General features: G+C 70.8%; 21 protein-coding genes and 1 pseudogene. 7 read left to right on the top strand and 15 right to left on the bottom strand.

The features are described 5' to 3' along the window. Positions 1-16: 16 nt before the first annotated feature. The 3 genes from AQI95_RS15990 to panB form a co-directional block, all read right to left on the bottom strand. Positions 17-835, bottom strand: coding sequence for an ABC transporter permease (locus AQI95_RS15990; protein ID WP_067123396.1), 819 nt, complete (start codon positions 833-835; stop codon positions 17-19). Beyond that, on the bottom strand, positions 832-1,854 hold the full coding sequence (locus AQI95_RS15985) for an ATP-binding cassette domain-containing protein (RefSeq protein WP_067123394.1): 1,023 nt from the start codon (positions 1,852-1,854) through the stop codon (positions 832-834). Before AQI95_RS15985 ends, AQI95_RS15990 begins: the two co-directional genes overlap by 4 nt. Before the next feature lie 142 nt (positions 1,855-1,996). Then, positions 1,997-2,881 (bottom strand): 3-methyl-2-oxobutanoate hydroxymethyltransferase, encoded by an 885-nt coding sequence (gene panB, locus AQI95_RS15980; protein ID WP_067123392.1) that lies wholly within the window; start codon positions 2,879-2,881, stop codon positions 1,997-1,999. Between the two features lie 197 nt (positions 2,882-3,078). Here panB and AQI95_RS15975 point away from each other — a divergent pair, with 197 nt between their 5' ends. The 4 genes from AQI95_RS15975 to AQI95_RS15960 all read left to right on the top strand — a co-directional run bounded on the left by AQI95_RS15975 (position 3,079) and on the right by AQI95_RS15960 (position 7,924). Beyond that, positions 3,079-4,665, top strand: a complete 1,587-nt coding sequence (locus AQI95_RS15975; RefSeq protein WP_208614189.1) for an MFS transporter — start codon at positions 3,079-3,081, stop codon at positions 4,663-4,665. Between the two features lie 76 nt (positions 4,666-4,741). Continuing rightward, positions 4,742-5,371 carry a TetR/AcrR family transcriptional regulator gene (locus AQI95_RS15970; RefSeq protein WP_208614188.1) on the top strand — a complete coding sequence of 210 codons (630 nt, stop codon included), beginning with the start codon at positions 4,742-4,744 and terminating at the stop codon, positions 5,369-5,371. Positions 5,372-5,642: 271 nt separating this feature from the next. Beyond that, positions 5,643-6,611, top strand: a complete 969-nt coding sequence (locus AQI95_RS15965) for an endonuclease/exonuclease/phosphatase family protein (protein WP_067124045.1) — start codon at positions 5,643-5,645, stop codon at positions 6,609-6,611. Between the two features lie 95 nt (positions 6,612-6,706). Beyond that, positions 6,707-7,924, top strand: a complete 1,218-nt coding sequence (locus AQI95_RS15960) for an MFS transporter (RefSeq protein WP_067123388.1) — start codon at positions 6,707-6,709, stop codon at positions 7,922-7,924. Positions 7,925-8,024: 100 nt separating this feature from the next. On the opposite strand, the gene AQI95_RS15955 is transcribed toward AQI95_RS15960, so the two are convergent. From AQI95_RS15955 to AQI95_RS15935, 5 genes are all read right to left on the bottom strand, one after another. Then, positions 8,025-8,555: a hypothetical protein gene (locus AQI95_RS15955; protein ID WP_067123386.1), complete on the bottom strand. Its 531-nt coding sequence runs from the start codon at positions 8,553-8,555 to the stop codon at positions 8,025-8,027. A gap of 362 nt (positions 8,556-8,917) precedes the next feature. Further along, positions 8,918-9,469: a hypothetical protein gene (locus AQI95_RS15950; RefSeq protein WP_067123384.1), complete on the bottom strand. Its 552-nt coding sequence runs from the start codon at positions 9,467-9,469 to the stop codon at positions 8,918-8,920. 613 nt (positions 9,470-10,082) lie between these two features. Further along, positions 10,083-12,026: a S53 family peptidase gene (locus AQI95_RS15945; protein WP_067123382.1), complete on the bottom strand. Its 1,944-nt coding sequence runs from the start codon at positions 12,024-12,026 to the stop codon at positions 10,083-10,085. Positions 12,027-12,281: 255 nt separating this feature from the next. Beyond that, the gene (locus AQI95_RS15940) at positions 12,282-12,914 is read right to left on the bottom strand and encodes a DUF305 domain-containing protein (RefSeq protein ID WP_067123380.1); all 633 of its coding nucleotides are present in this window, start codon (positions 12,912-12,914) and stop codon (positions 12,282-12,284) included. Beyond that, positions 12,911-13,588, bottom strand: a complete 678-nt coding sequence (locus tag AQI95_RS15935) for a DUF3105 domain-containing protein (protein ID WP_067123378.1) — start codon at positions 13,586-13,588, stop codon at positions 12,911-12,913. The genes AQI95_RS15940 and AQI95_RS15935 overlap by 4 nt, the downstream gene beginning before the upstream one ends. A 176-nt stretch (positions 13,589-13,764) precedes the next feature. Here AQI95_RS15935 and AQI95_RS15930 point away from each other — a divergent pair, with 176 nt between their 5' ends. Then, entirely contained in the window at positions 13,765-14,202 is a 438-nt protein-coding gene (locus AQI95_RS15930) for an RrF2 family transcriptional regulator (RefSeq protein WP_067123376.1), read from the top strand. Positions 14,203-14,211: 9 nt separating this feature from the next. Here AQI95_RS15930 and AQI95_RS44885 read toward each other — a convergent pair. Further along, positions 14,212-14,611, bottom strand: a pseudogene (locus AQI95_RS44885) (ferredoxin reductase domain-containing protein); the annotation flags it as partial. Positions 14,612-14,952: 341 nt separating this feature from the next. On the opposite strand from AQI95_RS44885, the gene glnA reads away from it, so the two are divergent. Beyond that, positions 14,953-16,314, top strand: a complete 1,362-nt coding sequence (glnA, locus tag AQI95_RS15925; RefSeq protein WP_067123374.1) for a type I glutamate--ammonia ligase — start codon at positions 14,953-14,955, stop codon at positions 16,312-16,314. 96 nt (positions 16,315-16,410) lie between these two features. On the opposite strand, the gene AQI95_RS15920 is transcribed toward glnA, so the two are convergent. From AQI95_RS15920 to AQI95_RS15905, 4 genes are read right to left on the bottom strand one after another with little or no spacing between them, the layout of a single operon-like run. Next, positions 16,411-16,698 carry a hypothetical protein gene (locus AQI95_RS15920; protein WP_067123372.1) on the bottom strand — a complete coding sequence of 96 codons (288 nt, stop codon included), beginning with the start codon at positions 16,696-16,698 and terminating at the stop codon, positions 16,411-16,413. 54 nt (positions 16,699-16,752) lie between these two features. Then, positions 16,753-17,772 carry a TolB family protein gene (locus AQI95_RS15915; RefSeq protein ID WP_067123370.1) on the bottom strand — a complete coding sequence of 340 codons (1,020 nt, stop codon included), beginning with the start codon at positions 17,770-17,772 and terminating at the stop codon, positions 16,753-16,755. Further along, on the bottom strand, positions 17,769-19,028 hold the full coding sequence (locus AQI95_RS15910; protein ID WP_208614187.1) for an MFS transporter: 1,260 nt from the start codon (positions 19,026-19,028) through the stop codon (positions 17,769-17,771). The genes AQI95_RS15915 and AQI95_RS15910 overlap by 4 nt, the downstream gene beginning before the upstream one ends. Position 19,029: 1 nt before the next feature. Then, positions 19,030-19,917: an alkaline phosphatase family protein gene (locus tag AQI95_RS15905; RefSeq protein WP_067123368.1), complete on the bottom strand. Its 888-nt coding sequence runs from the start codon at positions 19,915-19,917 to the stop codon at positions 19,030-19,032. Between the two features lie 504 nt (positions 19,918-20,421). Here AQI95_RS15905 and AQI95_RS15900 point away from each other — a divergent pair. Further along, positions 20,422-23,436, top strand: a complete 3,015-nt coding sequence (locus AQI95_RS15900; RefSeq protein ID WP_067123366.1) for a bifunctional [glutamine synthetase] adenylyltransferase/[glutamine synthetase]-adenylyl-L-tyrosine phosphorylase — start codon at positions 20,422-20,424, stop codon at positions 23,434-23,436. A 22-nt stretch (positions 23,437-23,458) separates the two neighbouring features. Here AQI95_RS15900 and AQI95_RS15895 read toward each other — a convergent pair whose 3' ends face one another. Next, complete coding sequence (locus tag AQI95_RS15895; RefSeq protein WP_107121659.1) at positions 23,459-24,313, bottom strand: phosphatase PAP2 family protein; 855 nt, start codon at positions 24,311-24,313, stop codon at positions 23,459-23,461. A gap of 68 nt (positions 24,314-24,381) precedes the next feature. Continuing rightward, the gene (locus AQI95_RS15890; protein ID WP_067124041.1) at positions 24,382-25,416 is read right to left on the bottom strand and encodes a LacI family DNA-binding transcriptional regulator; all 1,035 of its coding nucleotides are present in this window, start codon (positions 25,414-25,416) and stop codon (positions 24,382-24,384) included. Between the last annotated feature and the right edge of the window lie 325 nt (positions 25,417-25,741).

The following is a 25,741-nucleotide window of genomic DNA, read 5'->3' as shown; positions in this document are numbered from 1 at the left end:
GGAACGCGGGCGAACGTCAGGTCTTGGTACGGAACTTGTGGATCGCGATCGGCGCCATGATCGCCGTGATCCCCACCGACCAGATCACCGTCACCCACAGATCGTGCGCGACCGGGCCGCCCACCATGAGCCCCCGGGCCGCGTCCGCGAGCGTGGACAGCGGGTTGTAGTCGGTGAAGTGCTGCAGCCAGCCCGGCATCGACTTGGTCGGAGCGAAGATCGAGGATCCGAACTGCAGCGGGAACAGCACGAGGAAGCCCACGCCCTGCACCGACTGCGCGTTCTTCAGCATCACGCCGAGGGTGAGGAACACCCACATGATCGAGGAGGCGAACAGCGCGGACAGCCCCACGGTCGCGAACAGGCCGGTCCAGTGGTGGATGTGGAAGCCGACCAGAACGGCGACGACCATCAGGATGGCCGTCGCGAACAGCATCCGCGCCAGCTCCACGGCGATCTTCGCGAACAACACGGACCCGCGCCCGATCGGCAGCGAGCGGAACCGGTCCATGACCCCGCTGTTGAAGTCCTGGCTGAACCCGGTGCCCACGCCCTGCGAGAGGGTCATGCTCATCATCGCCAGCATGCCGGGGATGACGTACTGCACGTATCTCTCCTGGCCGCCGCCGAGCGCCTGCCCGATCGAGCCGCCGAAGACGTACACGAACAGCAGCGTGAAGACGATCGGCATGAACAGCGCGTCGAACATCGACTCCGGGTCCTGGCGGATCCAGAGCAGATTGCGGCGGACGAGCGCGCCGGTGTGCCGCAGATGCCCGCGCAGCGGGATCCGTGCGTCGGCGTCGGTGAGAGTGGTGGCGGTTGCGGCGCTCATACGGCGACCTCCTCGCGGGTGTCTGCGGGCTCGGCGTCCTGCGGGGCACTGGCACGGTGGCCGGTCAGGGACAGGAACACCTCGTCCAGGCTGGGCAGTTCGGTGGTGATGGCGGAGATCGTGATGCCGCGCGCGGTGACCGCGCCGACCACGGCCGTCAGCTGCTCGTCGCTGAGGATCGGCACCAGCAGCGTCCCGGACTCGGTGTCCACGGTGGTGGTGGCGAGCCCGGTGATGCCCAGCTCGTCCAGCACGTCGGCGAGCGGGCGCAGCTGCAGCGGATCGACGGGCCGCACCCGCAGCGTACGACCGCCGACGCGGGCCTTCAGCTCCTCGATCCCGCCGGTGGCGATGACCTTGCCCCGGTCCACCACGGTCAGCTCGTCGGCGAGCTGCTCGGCCTCCTCCATGTACTGGGTGGTCAGCAGCACGGTGACGCCGTCGCCGACCATCCTCTGCACCTCGTCCCACACCTCGTTGCGGGTACGGGGGTCGAGACCGGTCGTCGGCTCGTCCAGGTACAGCACGGCAGGCCGCCCGATCAGGGACGCGGCGAGATCCAGCCGCCGGCGCATGCCTCCGGAGTACGTGCTGGCGGGCCGCTTGGCCGCCTCCGTCAGGGAGAACCGCTCCAGCAGCTCGTCGGCGCGGGCGCGGGCGTCCTTGCGGGACAGGTCCAGCAGCCGGCCGATCATGTACAGGTTCTCCCAGCCGGGCAGCTTCTCGTCCACGGAGGCGTACTGTCCGGTCAGACCTATCACCCGGCGCAGCTGCCGGGGCTGGCGTACGACGTCGTACCCGGCCACGGTGGCCCGGCCGGCGTCGGGAGTGATCAGGGTGGACAGGATGCGGACGAGGGTGGTCTTGCCGGCGCCGTTCGGCCCGAGCACGCCCATCACGGTGCCCTCGCGCACGTCCAGGTCGACACCGTCCAGCGCCTTGGTCTCGCCGTAGTGCTTGACCAGTCCCCGTACGTGCACGGCGTGGCTTGCGCCGGCGGGGTTGTCGATGCGTGTCATGGCAGAGACAGTGCCAGGGCCTGCCGACAAACCACCGACAAGCCGCCTACAGCCGCCTACAGGCCCCTGCAGAGCGGCAGCCCGCCGACGGGGGAAGATCGGCGGGCTGCCCGGGTGTTCCGCAGTGGCTCAGTGGCACCGGTCAGTGGACCGAGTGCTCCTCCGACGGGAACGTACCGCCGACGACGTCCTGCGCGAACTCCTTCACCGCGTCGCCCATGACCTCACGCAGGCGCGCGTACTGCTTGACGAACTTCGGCATCCGGCCGGACGTCAGCCCCAGCATGTCCGTCCACACCAGGACCTGCGCGTCCGTCTCGGGACCCGCGCCGATGCCGACGGTCGGGATCTGCAGCACCCGCGTCACCTCGGCCGCCAGCTCCGCCGGAACCAGCTCCAGGACCACCGCGAACGCCCCCGCGTCCTGCACGGCCTTCGCGTCGCGCAGCAGCTGCTGCGCCGCCTCCTCGCCGCGCCCCTGCACGCGGTAGCCCATCGCGTTGACGGACTGCGGGGTCAGGCCGATGTGCGCCATCACCGGGATGCCGGACTCCACCAGCAGCCGGATCTGTTCGTGCGAGCGCTCGCCGCCCTCCAGCTTGACCGCGCCGACCCCGGCCTCCTTCACCAGCCGGGTCGCCGAGCGCAGCGCCTGCACCGGGCCCTCCTGGTAGGAGCCGAAGGGGAGGTCGCCGACGACGAGGGCGCGCTGGGTGCCGCGGACGACGGCCGCCGACAGCATCGTCATCTCGTCGAGGGTGACGGGCACGGTCGTCTCGTACCCGAGGTGGCAGTTGCCCGCCGAGTCGCCGACCAGGATCACGGGGATCCCGGCCTCGTCGAAGACGGAGGCGGTCATCGCGTCGTAGGCGGTGAGCATGGGCCACTTCTCGCCGCGGTCCTTGGCGAGGGCGATGTCGCGGACGGTGATGCGGCGGTTGCTCTTGCCTCCGTACAGCGCCTTGCTGCCGTCGGAGGACTGGTGCTGCGCGCTCTGCGCATTTTGGGCAGCCGAAAGCTGCGTCATGGCAACGGCTCCTTCAGTCATCTCGAGGCGCCCTGACGGCGTCCCCGGATCGAGTCCATGGTGGCACCTCGTGCCAGTCAGGACCAGGGGGACCCCCTGTGATCCCCGTCCGTGGCCGGAACCGCGCCATGTAAGGCGTTGGTAAAGAAGTAAGATACGAGACCGTTCCGTATCGAAACGGCCGTAGGCTCGAACACATGACAAGTCCCGTCCCTGCCTCCCGGATACCCGAAGCGGTGCACCGGCGCCGCTGGGCGATCCTCGGCGTCCTGATGCTGAGCCTGCTCATCGTGGTGCTCGACAACTCGATCCTGAACGTCGCCATCAAGACCATCTCCACCCCGGCGCCCGTCGGCCTCGGTGCCTCCCAGGGGCAGATCGAGTGGGCGATCAACGCCTACACCCTCGTCTTCGCCGGCCTGCTGTTCACCGCAGGCCTCGTCGGCGACCGCCTCGGCCGCAAGAAGGTGCTGCTCGGCGGCATCGCCGTGTTCGGCATCGGCTCCGCCCTGGCCGCCGAGTCCGGCTCGCCCGGCCAGCTGATCGCCTTCCGCGCCCTGATGGCCCTCGGTGCCGCCTTCGTCATGCCCGCCACGCTCGCCGTCCTGATGAACGTCTTCGAGCGCGAGGAGCAGCCCAAGGCCATCGGCATCTGGGCCGGCGGGGTCGGCCTCGCCATCGCGATCGGCCCGATCACCGGCGGTGCGCTCCTCGACCACTTCTGGTGGGGCTCGGTCTTCTTCGTCAACGTGCCGATCGTGATCATCGCGCTGGCGCTCATGACCTGGCTGGTGCCCGACTCCCGCGACCCGCGGCCCGGCCGCCTCGACCCCGTCGGCGTCCTGCTGTCCGTCGTCGGCCTCGTCCTGCTCGTCTACGGCATCATCAAGGGCGGCGAGCTGGCCGACTTCACCGACCCGAAGGTGCTGGCGGCCGTCCTCGGCGGTCTCGCCGTCCTCGTCGGCTTCGTCGTCTTCGAGCGGCGCAGCGACCACCCGTCGCTCGATGTCACCTACTTCAAGAACAAGGTCTTCTCGGCCGCCATGGCCGCCATCGCGCTGGTCTTCTTCGCGCTCATGGGCGTCACGTTCTTCAGCGTCTTCTACATCCAGAGCGTGCGCGGCTACTCGCCGCTGAAGTCCGGGGCGCTGATGCTGCCCCTCGCGCTCGCCCAGCTGATCTTCGCCCCGCGCGCCCGGCTGGTCGTCGACCGGTTCGGCAACAAGGTCACCACCACCGCCGGCCTGGTGCTGATCGCGGCGATGCTGGCCATGTTCGCGACGTTCGAGGCAGACACGCCCCTGTGGCGGCTCGAGGTCGTCTTCTTCCTCATGGGCACCGGCATGGCGCACATCATGACGCCGACCTCGGTCGTCATCATGCAGGCGCTGCCGCGCGAGAAGGCCGGCTCGGCCTCCGCGCTCAGCAACACCTTCCGCCAGGTCGGCGGCGCGCTCGGCATCGCCGTCCTCGGCTCGGTGCTCGCCTCCTCCTACCGCGACGGCGTCGAGGGCAAGCTCGGCATGCTGCCGCCCGCCCTGCGCGACCAGGCCGCCGAGTCCATCGAGGCCACCCTCGGCATCGCCGGCAGGCTCGGTGACCAGGGCAAGGCCCTGATCGCTCCCGCCAACGACGCGTTCCTGCACGCCATGCACCTCACCGCGCTGTGCGGGGTGGGCGTCGCGCTGATCGGCGCCGTGGTGACGGGCCTGTTCCTGCCGGGCAGGACGCCGGCCCCTCAGCAGGGCGAGAAGGAGACGGAGTTGGTCGCGGCCGGGGAGTGACGCGTTCCGCGGGTTCCGGAGGGGAACGAGGCGACTGCGGGACAATGCCCGCAGCGCAGTGAGAGGACGGATAGACGTGAGCCTTGCCGAAAGCCGACCGCGCCCGGACGGGCCCGTGCGGGGACGCCCCCGCAGCGAGGCCGTGGAACGGGCCATCCTGGAAGGCGTGATGAAGCTCCTGGAGGACGGCGTACCGCTCGCCGAACTCTCCATCGAGCGCGTCGCGCGCACGGCCGGTGTCGGCAAGGCCACCATCTACCGCCGCTGGAGCGGCAAGGAGGAACTGTTCGTCGACGTCCTGCGCGCCGCCGAACCCCCCGACCCCGAACTCCCCGGCACCTCCCTGCGCGACGACCTCGTCGTCCTGCTGGAGTCCCTGCGCCGACGCGGTCTGGCCAGCCGCTCCTCGGTGATCCTGCACAACGTGTACGCGCAGATGAAACACAGTCCGAGGATCTGGGCGGAGTACCACGACACCGTGATAGCGCCCCGCCGCCGGCTCACCCTGGAGGCGCTGCGCCGGGCACAGGAGAACGGCGAGCTGCGCCCGGACGTCGACCTGGACCTGGCCAACGACATGTTCGTCGGCCCCATGCTCGTGCGCAGCATCATGCGCCCGGACGGCGATCTGCCCGAGGGCCTGGCGGAACAGATCGTCGACACGGTCCTGGAAGGCCTACGACCCGTCAGCTCGACAGCCTCGTAGCACTCATGTGCGCATTTCGTCACAGACCCCGCCTGCCCCGGGGGTAGACGGAACTCACCGGCCCATGCCGTTCGTCCTCGTCTTCCGTACGGCCGTCATGGGACGGCGGGATCGGCACCGATCATCCCCTAGGGTCGGAAGAACACACGGGGGAACGACGGTGTGCACGGCAGGCAGTGAGGCAGACGGTATGGCGCAGCAGGCGTACATGACGGAGACGGTGGGCGGCGGCTCGGGGCCCGAGCGACCGGGATCCCGGCTTCGGCGCCTGATGCACCGCCTGTTCACCGGATGGCGCGGCGATCCACGCATCTGGCGCCGCGGCATCGTCTTGGCGGTACTGGCCCTGCTCCTCGCGCTCGTGATGCTGCTGCACTCGCACATCCCGAACCGGGTGGGCAACCTCGGCAGCCTCACCGAGACGTTTCTGCCCTGGCTGGGCTTCGCCATCCCGGTGCTGCTGCTCCTCGGTCTGATCCGCAAGTCGGCGACCGCCCTGATCGCCGTGCTCCTCCCGGCGATCGTGTGGCTGAATCTTTTCGGCGGGCTGCTCACCGACAAGTCGGGCTCGGGCGGCGACCTGATGGTGGCGACCCACAACGTCAACGCCGAGAACCCCGACCCCGCAGGGACCGCCCGTTCCGTGGCCTCCTCCGGTGCCGACGTCCTCGCCCTGGAGGAGGTTCCCGGCAGCGCCGTGTCCGTCTACGAGAAGGCGCTCGCGTCGACGTACAAGTACCACGGGGTCGTCGGCACGGTCGGCCTGTGGAGCAAGTACCCCTTGACCGACGTCCGGGCCGTCGACATCAGGCTCGGCTGGAACCGCGCGATGCGCGCCACGGTGACGACGCCCAAGGGCCCGATCGCGGTGTACGTCGCCCACATGCCCTCGGTCCGGGTGAAGGTGGAGGCCGGTTTCACCGCCCGCCAGCGCGACACGAGCGCCGACGCGCTCGGCGAGGCCATCGCCGAGGAGCCCCTGAAGCAGGTGGTCCTGCTCGGCGACCTGAACGGTACGATGAACGACCGCTCGCTCAACGCGGTCACCTCCCAGATGCGCTCCACACAGGGCGCGGCGGGCAGTGGCTTCGGCTTCAGCTGGCCGGCGTCGTTCCCGATGGCGCGGATCGACCAGATCATGGTCAGGGGAGTGGAGCCGGAGAGCTCCTGGACGCTGCCGCGCACGGGGAGCGACCACCTTCCGGTGGCCGCCCGTGTGAAGCTGGACACGTCGTCGTAACCGGTGGGAATACTGGGCCTGAGAGACTTTGTTCCGCTGCTGAACTTTGAACGCTCGGAACTCCGCTCTCTGACCTCGAAAGGCACAGGCCCTTCATGCCCCTGGCCCTGCTCGCACTGGCCGTCGGCGCTTTCGGAATAGGTACGACCGAGTTCGTGATGATGGGCCTGCTGCCCGACGTCGCGGACGACCTGCACATCTCGATCCCCACCGCCGGACACCTGGTCTCGGCGTATGCGCTGGGCGTCGTCATCGGCGCCCCGCTGCTGGCCGCGCTCACGGCCCGGATGCCGCGCCGCAGGGTGCTGATCGCCCTGATGGGACTGTTCGTCGTCGGCAACGCCCTGTCGGCCCTCGCCCCCGGCAACGGCTCCCTGCTCGCCGCCCGCTTCCTCAGCGGCCTGCCGCACGGCGCCTTCTTCGGCGTGGGCGCGGTCGTGGCGACGGGGATGGTCCCGCCGGAGCGCAAGGCCCGCTCGGTGTCGCTGATGTTCCTCGGCCTGACCGTCGCCAACATCGCGGGCGTCCCGGTGGCCACGCTCATGGGCCAGCACCTCGGCTGGCGGGCGACGTTCCTCGGCGTGAGCGTGATCGGCCTCGCGGCGATCGCCTCGCTGGCGCTGCTGATCCCGCACGACCGGGGGCACGCCGCCTCCTCGACGGGCCTGCGCGGTGAACTGGCGGCTCTGCGCTCCCTCCCGGTCTGGCTGGCCCTCGGTACGACGGTGGCGGGCTTCGGCGCGCTGTTCGCGGCCTACAGCTACATCACCCCGATGCTGACGGACGCGGCGGGCTACGCCGAGACGAACGTGACGCTGCTCCTCGCCCTGTTCGGCGTCGGCGCGACGGCGGGCAACCTGCTGGGCGGCCGCCTGGCGGACCACTCCCTGCGCGGGACGCTGTTCGGCGGACTGGCCGCGCTCGCGGTGGTCCTGCTCCTGTTCCCCGTCCTCATGCGGGGGGAGTGGAGCGCGGCGCTCGCGGTGACCCTGCTGGGCATGGCGGCGTTCGTCACCGGCTCCCCGCTCCAGCTGATGGTGATGGAGAAGGCGTCGGCGGCTCCTTCCCTGGCCTCCTCCGCCAACCAGGCCGCCTTCAACCTGGCGAACGCCGGCGGCGCCTGGATCGGCGGGCTGGCCCTCGCGGCGGGTTTCGGTACGACCTCCCCGGCGCTGGCGGGCGCGGCCCTGGCGGTGCTGGGTCTGGGCGTGGCGAGCGTGGCGTACGCCGTGGACCGGCGCCGGACGACTCCGTCGGCGGGCCGGGTGATCACCTCGCACCTGCCGGAGGAGTCGGGGGCGCTGCACCACTGACACCCGGTCGCCCGCCGAGGGCGAACGGACCGGAACAGAGGTCGCAGGGACGGCCGGCAACCTCGGTCGCCAGCTGTCCCTGCGGCCTTCCTTGCTCATCTCACTCGCTCGGAACGAATCCGTCATGCGGCTCGTGCCATCCCCAGCCTCGCGCAGCCCGCTCCATCTGCGAGCGTGTCAGCCGGAGGACGGGTGAGCCGCTGCTACCGGTTGCCGTGGCCGGACGGAATCTGTGACTGAAGTCCACAGGGATGTCCAGGGCCATGAAATTCTTTCCGCTGCCCGTCCGTGCCCGCAGGCGGATCCGATGCCGCGCCACCGGCACCGTCTCGGGAATCCGAAGGTTCCATGCCTGCTTCCACGGTCCGGGGGGCAGTCTCGGATCGCCCGAGAGTCTTGCGCCTATGCCCGCCAGCAGATCGGGTAACCGATAGCTTCTGTCCAGCATCTTCACCGGACCGAACTTCATGATCACATTGCAGGTGACCCGGGTCAGGTCGACGGTTTCCTTGAGGAGGCCGTCCATCTCCCAGCGGACCTGGTGCCCGAGCCAGGGCAATGCGGGGGTCAACGTGATGTCGAGGATGTCCAGGACGTAGGTGTCGTCGCTAGCGTCCTCCACCAGGCGCATACTCACCTCGCTCACCCCGCGGAGTCGCGGATACGAATGGTGCTGCCGTGGCACGCGCCCGAACCGACTGCGAAGCGTCCCCCGAGGCGTCGATCTCACCCATTCGGGGGTGGGTGGACACCGGAGGAGAGCCGGCGGCCACGCCACGGGGGACATGCGCCGATGGGGGGCGTTCGCGCGGGAATCACCGGAAAGGGTCGGCCGGTGAAGGCGGGGACGGCCGCCCTGACGCCAGACTGCGGCGCCTGGCGTCAGGCTCAGGCAGGGTGTGCACGGCGTGCGGTTGTCGGACAATGGTCGGGACCGGAGCCCCGGCCCGATACCGGCGGGCCGGGGCTCCATATCATGCGGTCGGTTCCGGACTAGTCCTCGTCGCCGCCGCCGCCCTCGTCGCCGCCGTGGTGGCGGACCACGCGGAAGCTGGCCACGACGCCGTCCTCGACGTCGATGCCGTCGGTCGGGCACGGGTGCACGCCGAAGCTGTCGCTGTGGGCACCGACGGTGGCGATGGGGGCGCCGTTGTCGCAGACCGCCCCGCGGAACACCTCGACGGTCTTGTTGCTCTCGTTGCGGATGTTCAGGGTCTTGGCGCCCAGGCCGCTGACGACGGTGATGCAGTCGCCGGGGTGGCTGGAGTAGGACCGCTCGTTGATCTCGATCCGGCCCTCCCGCCGGTGACCGCCACCGCCACCGCCCTCGTTGCCGCCACCCTCGTTGCCCTTGCCCTCCTCGTTGTTGCCCTTGTTGGACGACGACGACGACGAACCGCCGTCTCGGGGGGCTCCGGCGGCGGCCGTCGGGGCCGCCTCGGGCGCCGGGACAGTGGCGGCCGAGGCGTACGTGATGCCGGTCGCGACAAGAGCGGCGGCGGCCGCGACAGCGGCTGTGACCATGTTGGAACGGGCGAGCTTCATATCTCGTCTCCTGTCTCGTATCTCGGAGATGCCGGTCCGTCAGCCGGCGCGAGATCAAAAGTACGCATATCTGACATACCGGCACCATCCGAAGATCGGCGATGTGTGCCGATCGGGGCATTCCTGGCCCCGAATCGCCTGTCTCCGAGGGGGTGGGGGGCGCTCAACTCATATGAAAACAGGTGAGATTGAAATACTATTGGGCCTTTAGAGTGATCATCTGACCCCTGCTCACCCGGCGGCGACGCGTGTCGGTGCGGTCGCGGTGAGGCGGGGCGTGCTAGAGGGGCCGCCGCCGGCGTGGATCCCCCTCCCCGCCCGGCGGAGGCCGCCCCGACCCCCACCGGGCTCCTCCGTCCCCGTGGCGGGCGGCGGGACGGGCCACGCGCACGGGTCGGGGGAGGTCGGCTCGGCGAGGGTGCGGGCGCCGTGCTCCGGCGCGCCGAGGACGTGCACGCTCGCCGGTGCGACGGCGTCGAGGGGCGGTCGCGTTCGTGGGCAACTCCGTTGCGCGCGGCGGGACTTCGGGTGCGCGCCGAACGGGGTGGTGGAGCAGACGCAAAAGGGGGCGTGAGGCCCTCAGGACCCCACGCCCCCTACCGCTCGGTGAGCGTCAGTGCTTCTTCGCGTACGACTGGACGTACCCGTCGGCCGGAGAGCCGACGCCCGTCACGTCGTCGTAGCCCTTCGTCGCGGACAGCGAGCTGTCCTTGCCGAGGGAGCGGACCGAGTACAGCAGGCCGCCCTTGGCGTCGAGGCCGTTGGCGAAGTCCACGCGGGCGACCGCCAGGCCGGAGCCCGTGGGGTTGTCCGTGACGTCGTGGAAGACGCCCTTCTTGCCGTACTTGGCGTAGATGGACGGGTTGGCGAAGCCGATCGCCTGACCGCCGCGCGCCTCCTGGGCCAGCGCCTGGACCGCCGCGATCACCGGAGCGGCGAGCGAGGTGCCACCGATGCGGTACTCGCTGTACTGCTGCGAGCCGTCCGGGAAGGTCTGGGTCTGGCCGACCAGGAAGCCGGTGTTGGGGTCGGCGATGGCCGAGATGTCCGGGACGACGCGGTTGCCGGAGGCGTTGTTCGCCTTGGCGAGCGAGTCCGGGACGACGCCCTTCTGGTAGAACGGCTGTGCGACGTTCTTGCTGGTGCCGCCGCCCGCGCCCGAGGTGAAGGCGCCGGGGAAGCCGGCCCAGCTCTTGCCGTCGGCCGCCAGGGTCGCCTTCTGGGTGCCCCAGCCGGTCTCCCACTGGTACGTGTCGCCCTTGCCGACGGCCAGCGAGGTGCCGCCGACCGCGGTGACCCAGGAAGAGTTGGCCGGGGTGTCGACCTGCTTGACCCCGGAGGCCGCGACCTGGTCGCCGTCGTCACCGGAGGAGAAGTAGAAGCCGATGCCCTGCACCGCGCCCAGCTGGAAGACCTGGTCGTAGGCGGCCGCGAGGTCCGGGCTCTGGTTGGCCTCGACGTCGCCCCAGGAGTTGGAGACGATGTCGGCCAGGTGGTTGTCGACGACCTTGCTGAGCGAGGCCAGCAGATCGTCGTCGTAGCAGGAGGCCGCACCGACGTAGGTGACGTCGGCGTTGGGCGCGACCGCGTGCACGGCCTCGACGTCGAGGGTCTCCTCGCCGTACCAGCCGGCCGCCTTGCACTCGTCGATCCTGGTGTAGTCGGCCGGCAGCGACTGGTGCAGCTGGCCGGTCGTCCAGGCCTGGTCGCCGTTCTTCACCGCGTACTTGCCGGCGTCGAAGGCGATGGTCGGGGAGGCGTAGGCGTCGGTGATCGCGATCTTCACGCCCTTGCCGGTGTACTTGCCGGCGCCGTAGGCGGAGCGCAGCTGCTTGCCGGTGTAGCCCTTGATCGCGTACGGGATCTTCTGGCCGTACGCGTCCGGCAGGGTGCTCGCGGTCTTCGAGCCGTAGTACGAGGAGAACGGCCCGGCGTTCTTGAACACGGCGTCCGGCGGCGGCAGCGTGTTGTCGTGGTTCGCCTTGTGCGGGGCGTTGTCCAGGCCGGTGACGGTGAGGACGGCGTCCTTCAGGCTCTGCGGCACCGACGCGGTCTGCGCCGGGGCACGGTAGGTCTTGGAGCCCTTGGCGAAGTTGTGCAGCTGGGTGCTGAAGGCCTTCTCGGCGGCGGCCACGTCACCGGAGACGGCGACGTAGTGCGTGGTGACCTCGGTGACCTTCAGGCCGGCCGACGTCAGCCAGGACTTGACCGCGGCGACCTGGGCCTTGGTGGCCCCGAAGCGGGCCTGTGCCTTCTTGGCGCTCAGGAACTTGCCGTACAGCGGCGAGCTGGGGTCGGACACGGCCTTGGCGTAGGCGGCGAGCCCGGCGGCGTCCTTGCCGGCGAAGTAGACCCGGGCGTTGACCTGGGCGCTGTTCGAGGTGGCGCCCTTGTCCGCCTTGGCCGTGGCCCAGAGAGGCTTGGTGCCCTTCAGTACGTCACGAGCGGGGCTGTCCGCGGCGTGCGCCGCGGGTATGCCCAGCGCCAGCGCGCCGGCGACCATCGGCAGTGTCGCTGCCATGCTCACAGCGCGCAGCTTGGCGCGGTTGGATCTCATATAACCCCCTGCGATGCGGTTCGCATGCATGTAGTGGTCGGTACGTCATGTGTCCGCGCGCCGGCCCGCGGCGGTACGGCCGGTGAAGGGATCACATGATGGGGGTCACTCTTTCGATGAACCGTTCATGCCAGGGGAAGGGGAAGGTCAAGAGAAGCTCAAGTAACCGTCATGTGGGGCGATTTGAGCCGTTTATCCTTACGGCTGTGTTACAGAACGGCTTGCCCGCTGTTCACGAACGCGGTTCCGCTCCCGTCACGAACGCGGTTCGGCGCCCCGCTCCTTGAGCATCTGGGCCATCACCTGCAGTTCCGACTGCTGCGCGTCGACCATGCCCTGGGCGAGCTGCTTCTCCACGCCCACGGTGCACTTGGCGACACAGCCCTCGGCCATGTGGATGCCGCCCTTGTGATGGTCCGTCATCAGCTGCAGATAGAGGATCTCGGCCCGCTTGCCGTTCAGCGACTGGAGCTTCTTCAACTCCGTGTCCGTCGCCATGCCCGGCATCAGCGAGCCGTCCCCGCGCTCGGGCATGTCACCCATGCCCATCCAGGTCATCGGCGGCTCGGCCGACACCTTCGGCAGCTCCCACAGATCCAGCCAACCCAGCAGCATGCCGCGCTGGTTGGCCTGCGTCTGCGCGATGTCGTAGGCGAGCCGGCGCACGTCCTCGTTGTCGGTGCGGTCCCGGACGATGTACGACATCTCGACGGCCTGCTGGTGGTGCACGGCCATGTCCCGCGCGAACCCGGAGTCCGCCGACTGCGCGCCCGGCGTCTTCGTGCCCGGGTCGCCGGAGTCCTCGGCGACCGCGTACGTGATCGCGCCGGAGGCGACGAGCACCGCCGCCGAGGCCCCCGCGATCCAGCCGATGCGGCGCCGCCTCACTTCATGACCCCGCCGGTGCAGGAGGCGCCCGGCTCGGGTGTCTGCCGGCCCTGGACGTAGGCGGCGAAGAACTTGTCCACTTCCGGATCGCTCGCGCTCTTCACCGTCACCTGGTGGCCCCAGGCCGACAGGACCAGCGGCGCCGCCTGGTTCTCGTACGGGCTCATCAGCGAGTACGGCGTCTTCTTCACCTTCGCCGCGAGCGCGTCGACGTCGGCCTTCTTCGCCTTGCCGGTGTACGTCACCCACAACGCGCCGTGCTCCAGCGAGTGCACGGCGTTCTCGTCCGGCAGCGCCTTGGTGTAGACGTCGCCGTTGCAGTCCGCCCAGATCGGGTTGTGGTTGCCGCCGACCGGCGGGTGCATCGGGTACGACACCTTGGTCGCCACGTGCGTCCGCGACAGCTTGCCGGTCCAGGTCTTCACACCGTCCTTGCCGGTGGCCCACCGCCCGGAGTCACCGGAGGAGCCCTTGGCGGAGTCGCTCGCGGTGTTCTGCTTGTCGCCGGACCGGGACTGCACCAGGACCACGCCGCCGACGACGAGGCCGCCGACGACCACCGCGCTCGCGACCGTGGTGAGCACGCGGCTGCGGCGCTCGCGCGCCCGCTCGGCACGGCGCATCTCCTCTATTCGCGCCTTGCGCGTCGCGTTGCTGTTCTTCGCGGAACCCATGAGGTGTCCTTCTGGGGGAAAGGGGCGGCAACGGGAAGGGTGGGGCCCGCTGATCGTAGTGGGGGTGGCGCAGGTTGCCGTAGAGAGTGCACGGCAAAGGAACGACCGGGGAGTACGTGAAGAGGGGGGGCAGCGGATAATTTGTACCGAGGATGCGTATTACCTACGCTCGGGGTGTGCGGCTCCTGCGCTCCACCGACCTGGCCCTGCGCGTCCTGATGCGGCTGGCCGTGGCCGCCGACGCCATGCCCACCACCCGCCAGGTCGCGGCGGACATGGACGTGCCCTACACGCATGCCGCGAAGGTCGTCGCCGAACTCCAGCACCTGGGCCTCGTCGACGCCCGGCGCGGCCGCGGCGGCGGTCTCGCGCTGACCGGGAAGGGCCGCACCGCGTCGGTCGGCGCGGTGGTGCGCACCTTCGAGGGAGACGGCGACGTCGTCGACTGCGAGGGCTCGGCCCCCTGCCCCCTGAACTCCGGCTGCCGGCTGCGCGGCGCCCTGCGGCGGGCCCAGGAGGCGTTCTTCGCCGCCCTGGACCCGGTCACGGTCACCGACATCGTCGCCGACCCCACCGGCCCGCTGCTGCTGGGCATCTCCCGCCACGCCTCCTAGGGCGTGTCGTCAAACTCCCTCCCCAGAGGGGGCACCCCCACTCGCCGCACCGGGCCCACGCACCTGACGCCGCCCGGCCCGCCCTTCGGGCGGACGACGGGAACGTGACGACAGGCCCTGGCCCCGGGCCGGCCACAGGTCCGGGCCGAAGACCTCGTAGTGGATGTCGGATGCCGGTCAGGTCGACCAGGCCGGTGCGGGTGCCCGGGCCGGCGTCGCGCTCGTAGAAGAAGTGCACGGACGCGCCCGCGAGCCGTGCGGCGTACCTCGCGTGGTCGCCGCGCAGGGCGTGGTCGGCGGGGGAGCGGTCGCCGTGGACGACGGTGACCGGGCCGCGATGGCCGGCGGCCGCGAGATCGGCCGGCATCGCGACCATCGGGGTCACGCCGGTGCCCGCCGACGCGAGCAGCGGGGACGCGCCGGGCCCCGTCGGGCAGGGTCACGCACACGGAGACGTACTGGCCGGCCCCGCACGTCATAGAAACTTGCATCTGAGCTACAAATTAAATGGCGATGGTGTCGGCCACTCCGCGCGCCGGATCGGCCATTACGGATGTCGGTCCGAGCAGGCAAGATGGGCGACACAGAGGTACACCTGCCGTACGAGAGGCGTTCAGGCCGAGGACGCATCCGCGATCAAGGTCCGCAACGCGCGTGAAATGGTGTTGTGGTGGGATGCTCAGGTGCCCGACCGCCTCCCGTGGGACGCGGGGACGGGCGGCCTGGCCAGCAAGGATGGGGTAGCGGAAGATGGACAAGCAGCAGGAGTTCGTGCTCCGGACGTTGGAGGAGCGCGACATCCGGTTCGTACGCCTGTGGTTCACGGACGTGCTGGGCTTCCTGAAGTCCGTCGCCGTGGCCCCCGCCGAACTGGAACAGGCATTCGACGAGGGCATCGGCTTCGACGGCTCCGCCATCGAGGGCTTCGCCCGGGTCTACGAGTCCGACATGATCGCCAAGCCGGACCCGTCCACCTTCCAGGTCCTGCCGTGGCGCGCGGAGACCCCCGGCACCGCCCGCATGTTCTGCGACATCCTCATGCCGGACGGCTCCCCCTCCTTCGCCGACCCGCGCTACGTCCTCAAGCGCGCCCTGGCCCGCACCTCCGACCTGGGCTTCACCTTCTACACCCACCCCGAGATCGAGTTCTTCCTGCTGAAGGACCGCCCGCTCGACGGCTCCCGCCCCACCCCGGCCGACAACTCGGGCTACTTCGACCACACCCCGACCAACGTCGGCATGGACTTCCGCCGTCAGGCGATCACCATGCTGGAGTCGATGGGCATCTCGGTGGAGTTCTCCCACCACGAGGGCGCGCCGGGCCAGCAGGAGATCGACCTGCGCTACGCCGACGCGCTCTCCACGGCGGACAACATCATGACGTTCCGCCTGGTCATGAAGCAGGTCGCGCTGGAGCAGGGCGTCCATGCGACCTTCATGCCGAAGCCGTTCTCCGAGCACCCGGGCAGCGGCATGCACACCCACCTGTCGCTCTTCGAAGGCGACCGGAACGCGTTCTACGAGTCGGGCTCCGAGTACCAGCTCTCCAAGGTCGGGCGCTCCTTCATCGCGGGCCTGCTCAAGCACGCGGCGGAGATCTCCGCGGTCACCAACCAGTGGGTGAACTCCTACAAGCGCATCTGGGGCGGCTCCGAGCGCACGGCGGGCGCCGGCGGCGAGGCCCCGTCGTACATCTGCTGGGGCCACAACAACCGCAGCGCCCTGGTCCGGGTCCCGATGTACAAGCCCGGCAAGACCGGCTCCGCGCGGGTCGAGGTCCGCTCCATCGACTCCGGCGCCAACCCGTACCTGGCCTACGCCGTCCTGCTGGCCGCCGGCCTGAAGGGCATCGAGGAGGGCTACGAGCTTCCGCCGGGCGCCGAGGACGACGTGTGGGCCCTGTCCGACGCCGAGCGCCGCGCGATGGGCATCGAACCCCTCCCGCAGAACCTCGGCGAGGCCCTCGCCCTGATGGAACGCAGCGACCTGGTCGCCGACACCCTCGGCGAGCACGTCTTCGACTTCTTCCTGCGCAACAAGCAGGCCGAGTGGCACGAGTACCGCAGCGAGGTCACCGCCTTCGAGCTGCGGAAGAATCTGCCGGTCCTGTAGGGGCGGGTCAGGGCCGGTTTCCGGCGAAACGATCCCCTGGGGCGGACGGTCGCGGACCGTCCGCCCCAGGGCGTCCCGGCGAGGCCGGACCGCGGCTCACTGCCAGTCGTCGGACTCGACGCTGGTCCGCTGGATCTCCTGGTGACCGTGCTGGGGCTGCGCGCGACCGCCGTGCTCGGCGTTGTTGCAGGCGTCGTACACCGACTGGCCGGTCTCCGGCACGACGAACGGGACGAGCCCGAGGGCCTGCTGGCAGATCTTGTTCCCGGACAGGGTCCGGCCGGCGATGTTGATGCGGCCGTGGTCGCCGTCGTGGGCGTGGGCCGGGCCGGCGAGCGCGAGACCGGCCGCGGTGAGCGTGGCCAGAGCGGTGATCTTCTTCATAGCCTGGTCAACGACATCGGATCGGCGCAGGTCACGCGGGAGCGGGCGGTGCGCCTATCCGATGTACGCCGGTGACACCGCGGCCGTGCCGATCCGCCGCGGCGTTCCCGAGCCGTCCGCCGGGACCTGGTACAGATCCGCGCCGTAGTCACCCGGCAGGGCGTACACGAGCGTACGGGCGTCCCGCCACACGACCTGGTCGTCCACGCTTCTCCGCTCGGCCAGCGGGGTCTCCCGCAGGGTGCGCAGATCGAGGACGTACAGATGCCAGGGGGCGTCCTTCGGCAGCCCCTCGACCCGCTTCTTGTACGCGATCCGGGTGCCGTCGGGCGAGAGGGACGGACACTCGACGTTCGCGTGCACGGTCGTGAGCGTCCGGGTGCGCAGATCGCCCCGCACCAGATAGGTGCTGCCCCTGGTCGCGAGCGTCGCGTAGAAGGTGCGGTCGTCCCGCGCGAACGTCACGCCCCAGAAGTTGACGTCCGGTGCCCGGTAGGGATGCCCGTCCTTGACGATCCGGAAGTCCTCCAGCGACGGGATCAGCTCGCCGCTCCTGGTGTCCACGATCGCGGCACGCGTGGAGAAGTTCGTCCCGGCGTAGCTGTCACCGCCCACGAACGCCGTCCAGGCGGCGAAGTGCCCGGTGGGGGAGACGCGGGCACGGGAGGGGATGCCCGGGACGTCGTACCGGCGCACGGTCCGCAGCCGGGCGTCCAGGATCAGCGCCCGATACGTGTCCGACACCGTCCCGTGCACGGCCTGCAGGCACACGCCCGTCCCCGAAGCGGCGTAGAAGCGCAGGCACTTGACGCCGGAGGCGGTACGGGGCCCGGAGGGGTCGCCGGCCGGAACGCCGACGACCTCGTCCCGATGCGGCCCCCACGCCATGTTCCGGAAGAGCATCCGCCCCTGCCCGGTCAGCGTCACCGCCCCCGGCGTGACCCGGGGCCCGCCCGCCTGGGTGTGGTTGCGGCGCTCGGCGCGGGCCGAGGCGTGCAGCACGGACGCCAGCCCGACCGCCGCCAGCACGGCGACGGCCGCGACCAGGATCAGGATGCGGCTGCGTACGGTCATGCGGGCACCGTTCCCTTCGGGCGCAGGGTGAGGGAGAACAGGGCGCACACGGCCAGCGCCACGGCCGCCCCCGCGAGCGCCGCCCGGTCGCCCCACACCGTCCAGGCCGCGCCGAACAGCAGCGAGCAGGCGAACCGGGCCGTCGCCTGCCCGGTCTGCACGAGGGCCAGCCCGGACGAGCGCAGCGCCTCCGGAACCCCGTCCGAGGCGGCTGCCATCAGCACCCCGTCGGTGGCCGCGTAGAAGGCTCCGTGCAGGGCGAGGACGACGTAGGCCAGGCCCGACCCGTGCCACCCCAGCAGCAACAGCGCGTAGGCGGCCAGCAGGGCACCGTGCCCGGCCACGAAGACGGCCCAGCGGCCCACCCGGTCCGCGACCCGCCCGAGCGGCACCGCGAGCAGCAGGAAGGAGGCCGCCGTACCGAGCGGCAGCAGCGCGAACCACCGGTCCGGTACCCCAAGACGCCGCTGGAGCAGCAGATAGACGAAGGAGTCGCTGACCGTCGCCAGACCCAGCAGCAGCGCGCACACGGCGATCCGCCGCAGCCCGCGCCCCCGCAGCAGTCCCACCGCGCCGCGCAACGTGGGCCGCTCGGCCGCGACCGCACCGCCCCGCCCGCCCGGCACGAAGAGCACCAGCACCAGGACCCCGGCCACGGCGACACAGAAGCTGACGGTGAACACCGCGTCGTACCCGTCGACCGTCGCCCGCAGGATCAGGAAGGCCACCAGCGGTCCGAGCAGGGCTCCGGCCGTGTCCATGGCCCGGTGCACCCCGAAGGCGCGCCCCCGGGTCTCGGGCGTGCTCGACAACGAGATGAGTGCATCGCGCGGGGCGGTCCGCAGCCCCTTGCCCGTGCGGTCGGCGGCGAGCACGAGCCCGATCGGCGTGAGCGAGTGAGCGATCAGCAGCAGCGGCTTGCACACCGCCGAAATCCCGTACCCGAACCCGGCGACCCACTTGTGCCGCCCACCGCCCCGATCGGCGAGATGGCCGCCCACCAGCCGTACGAGCGCGGAGAACCCGTTGTAGACGCCGTCGAGCAGCCCGAACCCCAGCGGGGACAGGCCGAGCCCGGTGACCAGGTACAACGGCAGTACGGCAGTGACCATCTCGGAGGACACGTCCGTCACCAGACTGACCGTTCCGAGCGCGAGCACGGTCGGGGCGATCGCGGCACGGCGCCGCCCGGCCATCGGCCGGACGGCACCGTCCGCGGACGCCGGCGTACTCGACCGGCTGTCCGCTACGTACACGTCAGGACGCCCAGATGCCGCTGATGTCCTCGGCGGAGGCCGCGTTGCCCGCGTGCGAGGTCAGCCCCTGGCTGTCCTCCAGCGTGCGCAGCAGGTCGTAGTGGTTGTACGTCGTGGAGCTGGACGACCCGGCGGTGACCGGCTGCCCGTACAGCACGGTCGGGATCCGGTTCCCGCTCAGCCGGTTGTCCTCGTCGAAGGTGAGGACGAGCAGGCTGTTGTGGGTCTTGGCCCAGGTCGCGTAGGCACCCAGGTTGTTCTTCAGCCAGGTGTCACCGGTGGACACCGAGCAGTCGTGCATGTCGCTGCACAGGTTCGGGGTCACGACCGACATCTGCGGCAGCGTGGAGTAGTCCGTAGGGAACTGGTCGAACGTCTTCGCGCTCGACGTCGGCACGTTGCTGAACCCGAACCACGGGTTGTGCTTCTGCGCGTACTTGCCGCTGCTGCAGGTCGTCGAACCCTCGCTGGGCAGCGACTCGTTGTAGCTGGCCCAGCTCCTCCCGGCGTCGATCACCTCGGACGCCAGGTTCGGGGCCGACGAGAATCCCGGAGTGACACAGCTGTCGTCCGTGACCCCCTGCGTCGAACCGGAGAACAGGGCGTAGTAGTTGGGCTGGCTCGGGTGGGTCTCGGCGTACGACTGCGTCAGGTTGGCACCTCCCGACTTCAGCGAGTTGATGTACGGAGCGCTGGAGGAGCCGACGACCTGGCTGTACGCGTGGTTCTCGAAGACCACGACGACCACGTGATCCGGACTCGGCACGGCGCCCGCGGCGTGCGCGGACCCTTCGCCGACTCCGGTCCACAGCCCGACTGCGGCCGCGGCGAGGGCTGCCGCGGACGCCATGACGGTACGGGCACGGCGGTGCACGGAACTGCCGGACACTTCAACCTCCGAGGGTGGGGGGACGGGGCTGGTGGTGCGGACAGAGCATGCACACGCCAATATTCCCCTGCCTCACGGCACCCAACCGAGATGGTGAAGACCGGATGAACTTCGGCCGCGTACGGCGGCAAGGGGACGCGGCGGGTGGTGTCCGCCCGCAGCGGCCGGCGAAAGCACGGAGTGCCCCTTGAAGCAGACAGACCGCCGGCCCGAGGACGGACACCACCCGCCGGGGCACCGACTCCCCACTCACCGTAGGCGCACGACAAGCCACGACGCACCCCGCAGGGGCTGCCGCAGGCATCCCACGACGCACCCCACGACGCACCCCACGACGCACCCCACGACGCACCCCACGACGCATCCCACGACGCACCCCACGACGCACCCCACGACGCATCCCACGACGCACCCCGCAGAGCCCCCCGCGGGCATCCACAGCCCCCCACCCCCGATCCGGTTAGGCTCTGGCCAGGAAGACCGACATCCCAGGGGAGGCCGAGCATGACGCCGGGCCGCAGGAGCAGCACCTTCACCCGCCTGCTCCGACACGGCTTCACGGACCCCTCCGCCGCGGAACGCCTCCTGGACGGCCCGGAACTCGCCCCCGTCCGCGACGACCCCGTCCTCCTGGAAGCCCTGGGCGCCACCGCCGACCCGGACCTGGCCCTGCACGGCCTGGTCCGCCTCCTGGAGGCCCAGGACGGCCCCACGGCCCACCGCGAACTGCTGGACACCCTCATCGCGGCCAAGCCCCTGCGCGACCGCCTCCTGGCTGTCCTCGGCGCCTCCACAGCCCTCGCCGAGCACCTGGCCCGCCACCCGGCCGACTGGCAGGCCCTGGTCACGTACGAGGCGCAGGACCTGCACCCGGGCCTCACGGAGTTCGAGCGCGGCCTGGCCGAGGCCACCGACCCCGTCTCCCTGCGCGTGGCCTACCGCCGCTGCCTCCTCTCCATCGCCGCCCGCGACGTCTGCGGCACCACCGACGTCGCCGAGACGGCCGCCGAACTCGCGGACCTCGCGACCGCCACCCTGCGCGCCGCCCTGGCCCTCGCACAGGAGCACGCCCCCGAGGACACCGCGGCCTGCCGCCTCGCGGTGATCGCGATGGGCAAGTGCGGCGGCCACGAACTGAACTACGTCTCCGACGTGGACGTGATCTTCGTGGCGGAGGCGACCGACGGCACCACCGAGGCCAAGGCACTCACCTCCGCCACCCGCCTCGCCTCGCACCTGATGCGGATCTGCTCGGAGACCACCGTCGAGGGCTCCATCTGGCCCGTGGACGCCAACCTCCGCCCCGAAGGCCGCAACGGCCCCCTGGTCCGCACCCTCTCCTCCCACCTCGCCTACTACCAACGCTGGGCGAAGACCTGGGAGTTCCAGGCCCTGCTCAAGGCCCGCCCGGTGGCCGGCGACGCGGAACTGGGCGAGGCGTACGTCGACGCGCTCGAACCCATGGTCTGGAAGGCGGCCGAACGCGAGAACTTCGTGGCGGACGTCCAGAAGATGCGCCGCCGCGTGGTCGAGAACATCCCCGCGTCCGAGATCGAGAGAGAACTCAAACTGGGCCCGGGCGGCCTGCGGGACGTCGAATTCGCCGTCCAGCTCCTGCAGTTGGTCCACGGCCGCACCGACCCCGCCCTGCGCAGCGGCACCACCCTGAACGCCCTCCAGGCCCTGGCCGCCGGAGGCTACGTCGGCCGCGAGGACGCCGCCCGCCTCGACGAGGCGTACCGCTTCCTGCGCTCGATGGAGCACCGCATCCAGCTGTACCGCCTGCGCCGCACCCACCTCGTCCCCGTGGCCGAGGAGGACCAACGGCGCCTCGGCCGCTCCCTCGGCCTGCGCACCGACCCGGCGGCCGAGCTGATCCGCGAATGGAAGCGCCACACGGGCGTCGTACGACGCCTGCACGAGAAACTCTTCTACCGCCCGCTCCTCGACGCGGTGGCCCAACTCGCCCCGGGCGAGGCCCGCCTGCGCCCCGAAGCGGCCAGCGAACGCCTCGTCGCCCTCGGCTACGCCGACCCGGCGGCGGCCCTGCGCCACCTGGAGGCCCTCGCCTCCGGAGTGACCCGGAAGGCGGCCATCCAGCGCACCCTCCTCCCCGTCCTCCTCGGCTGGTTCGCCGACTCGGCGGACCCGGACGCGGGCCTGCTGAACTTCCGCAAGGTCTCGGACGCGCTGGGCAAGACCCCCTGGTACCTGCGCCTGCTGCGCGACGAGGGCGCCGCGGCCGAGAACCTGGCCCGGGTCCTGTCGGCGGGCCGCCTCGCCCCCGACCTCCTCATGCGCGCCCCCGAGGCGGTGGCCCTGCTGGGCGACGGCGACGGCACGGCCGCACGCGCGGGCGGCCTGGCGCCCCGTGGGCGCACCCCGCTGGAGCAGGAGATCCTGGCCGCCGTGGGGCGCGCGGAGAACGCCGAGCAGGGCGTCACCGCGGCCCGTGGCGTGCGCCGCCGCGAGCTGTTCCGCACCGCGGCCGGCGACATCGTCGGCTCCTACGGCACCGAGACCAGCCCCGCCGAGGCCGACCAGGGCGCCCTGGTGGACCGGGTCGGCGCGGCGGTCTCCGACCTCACGGCCGCGACCCTCGCGGGCACCCTGCGCGCGGTGGTCCGCGAGGGCTGGGGCGACACGCTGCCCACCCGCTTCGCGATCATAGGGATGGGCCGGTTCGGCGGCCACGAGCTGGGCTACGGCTCCGACGCGGACGTCGTCTTCGTACACGAACCGCGGGACGGCGTGGACGAGCACGAGGCGGCCGCCGCCGCGAACAAGGTGGTCGCCGAGATGCGCCGCCTGCTCCAGCTGCCCAGCGCCGACCCGCCGCTGATCATCGACGCCGGCCTGCGCCCGGAGGGCAAGTCGGGCCCGCTGGTGCGCACCCTGAAGGCGTACCAGGCGTACTACCGCCGCTGGTCCCTGGTCTGGGAGTCCCAGGCGCTGCTGCGGGCGGAACCCATGTCCGGGGACGAGGACCTGGGGCGGCGCTTCACCGAGCTGATCGACCCGCTGCGCTACCCGGTGCACGGCCTGGCGGAGGACGCGGTCCGCGAGATCCGCCGGCTGAAGGCCCGTATGGAGTCCGAACGCCTCCCGCGCGGCGCCGACCCCAAGCTGCACACCAAGCTCGGCCCGGGCGGCCTGTCCGACGTCGAGTGGACCGTCCAGCTGTTCCAGCTCCGGCACGGCTGGGACACCCCCGGGCTGCGCACCACGCGCACCCGCGAGGCGCTGGCCGCCGCCCGCGAGGCGGGGCTGCTGTCGGCCGAGGAGGCCGAGATCCTGGACGAGGCGTGGGTCCTGGCCACCCGGGTGCGCAACGCGGTCATGCTGGTGCGCGGCCGGGCTGGGGACACCTTCCCCACGGAACCCCGCGAGCTGGCGGCCGTGGGCCGCTACCTGGGCTACGGCGCCGGGCACGCCGGCGACATGCTGGACGCGTACCGCCGTACCACCCGCAGGGCACGCACGGTGATGGAGGAACTGTTCTACGGCGACTCGACGTGACGAAACCGCGGTGCGATCGGGGTCAGTCCGCACACAGCACGGCGTTCGGCACGACCCGGGGCAGCGCATGCGGCAGCGCGCCGTACCACAGTCGCGCCACCGTGAAGCCGAACGCCAGGCACAGCACACCGCCGACCGCGTCCAGCCAGAAGTGGTTGGCGGTGGCAACGATGACCAGCAGGGTGGTCGCCGGATAGAGCAGCCCCAGCACCCGCGCCCACGGCACGGACGCCAGCGCGAAGATCGTCAGGCCGCACCACAGCGACCAGCCGATGTGCATCGACGGCATCGCCGCGTACTGGTTGGACATGTGCTTCAGATCGCCGGAGGCCATCGAGCCCCAGGTGTGGTGCACCATGACCGTGTCCACGAAGTGCCCGCCCCGCATCAGCCGGGGCGGGGCGAGTGGAAACAGGTAGTAGCCGACCAGCGCCACACCCGTGGTCGCGAACAGCGCCAGCCGGGCCGCCGCGTACCGGCCCGGGTGCCACCGGTACAACCACACCAGCACACCCAGCGTCACCACGAAGTGCAGTGTCGCGTAGTAGTAGTTCATGCCGATGATCAGCCAAGTCACCGAGTTCAGGGCGTGATTGACGGACTGCTCGACGGCGACGCCCAGAGCGTGCTCGACGCGCCAGATCCAGTCGGCGTTGCCGAGCGCCTTGCCCTTCTGCTCCGGCACGGCGTTGCGGATCAGTGAGTACGTCCAGTAACTCACCGCGATCAGAAGGATCTCGAACCACAGCCGAGGCCGTCGCGGCCGCCGCAGCCGGCCCAGCACACCCCGCGGCCCCCGCCCGACCTCGCCCGTGACGGTCTGCGGAACGGCCACGTCTGTGCGACCTTCCGACTGTGTCACGGTCGAGTCACTCATAGGCATCAAGTCTGCCAGACACGGCTTCCTCGACAGATCATCCCAAGGTCGGGTCCGCGACGCACCTTCTACGACGTGCGGACGACATGCGGCGCCGAAGCGGTCGACCCCCGCACCACCAGCTCCGGCATGAACACGAACTCACTGTGCGGCGCGGGCGTCCCGCCGATCTCCTCCAGCAACGTGCGCACCGCGGCCTGGCCCATCGCCGGCACCGGCTTGCGGACCGTGGTCAGCGGCGGGTCGGTGAAGGCGATCAGCGGGGAGTCGTCGAAACCGACCACCGACACGTCCCGGGGCACCTCCAGGCCCCGCTGCCGGGCCGCCCGTATCGCACCGAGCGCCATCATGTCGCTCGCGCACACCACGGCCGTGCAGCCCCGCTCGATCAGCGCGGTCGCCGCCGCCTGGCCGCCCTCCAGGGTGTACAGCGAGTGCTGGATCAGCTCCGCCTCGACCGTCTCGGCGCTCAGCCCCAACTGGTCCTGCACGGCCCGCACGAAGCCCTCGATCTTGCGCTGCACCGGCACGAACCTCTTCGGCCCGAGCGCGAGCCCGATCCGGGTGTGCCCGAGCGAGACCAGATGGGTCACCGCGAGCGTCGTCGCGGCCCGGTCGTCGGGGGAGATGAACGGCGCCTGCACCTTCGGCGAGAAGCCGTCCACCAGCACGAACGGCACGCCCTGCGCCCGCAGCCGCTCATAGCGCTGCATGTCGGCGGTGGTGTCCGCGTGCAGCCCGGAGACATAGATGATCCCGGCGACGCCGCGGTCCACCAGCATCTCGGTCAGCTCGTCCTCGGTCGACCCGCCCGGGGTCTGGGTGGCGAGCACCGGCGTGTAGCCCTGGCGGGTCAGCGCCTGGCCGATGACCTGGGCGAGGGCCGGGAATATCGGGTTCTCCAGCTCCGGCGTGATCAGACCGACCAGCCCCTCGCTGCGCTGCCGCAGCCGCACCGGGCGTTCGTAGCCGAGGACGTCCAGCGCGGCGAGCACGGACTGGCGGGTGGTGGCGGCGACGCCCGGCTTCCCGTTGAGGACCCGGCTGACGGTCGCTTCGCTCACCCCCGCCTGCGCAGCGATGTCGGCAAGCCGTGTGGTCACGGCACTGGACTGTACCGGTCGTATGTCGCCTTGCACACCGGCCGGACGCCGGGCCCGGCCCGCCGGACGGCCCGCCGTGGGTTGCTGCTTCATCTCGCTCCCTCGCAATCTGGTGGCAAGAGCTTGCAGAGTCTTGCACAAATGCTGCCCATAGCGCCCCACCGGCTTCAATGCGCGGTTGCGCGGGCGTCGAGCGCCGGTCACGGCGGGGTAACCATCGTGTTCCCTTGCACTTTTTTTCTGCAAGGTCTTTCGCGCCGCTTACATCGCTGTTACGTTCCCAGTCGCCCGGTCGCCGCAACGGCGCAGTCGGCAAGACCGCGGG

Source organism: Streptomyces yokosukanensis (genome assembly GCF_001514035.1).
Taxonomy (GTDB): Bacteria; Actinomycetota; Actinomycetes; order Streptomycetales; family Streptomycetaceae; genus Streptomyces; species Streptomyces yokosukanensis.
This window is presented reverse-complemented; position numbering and strand designations above follow the sequence as displayed.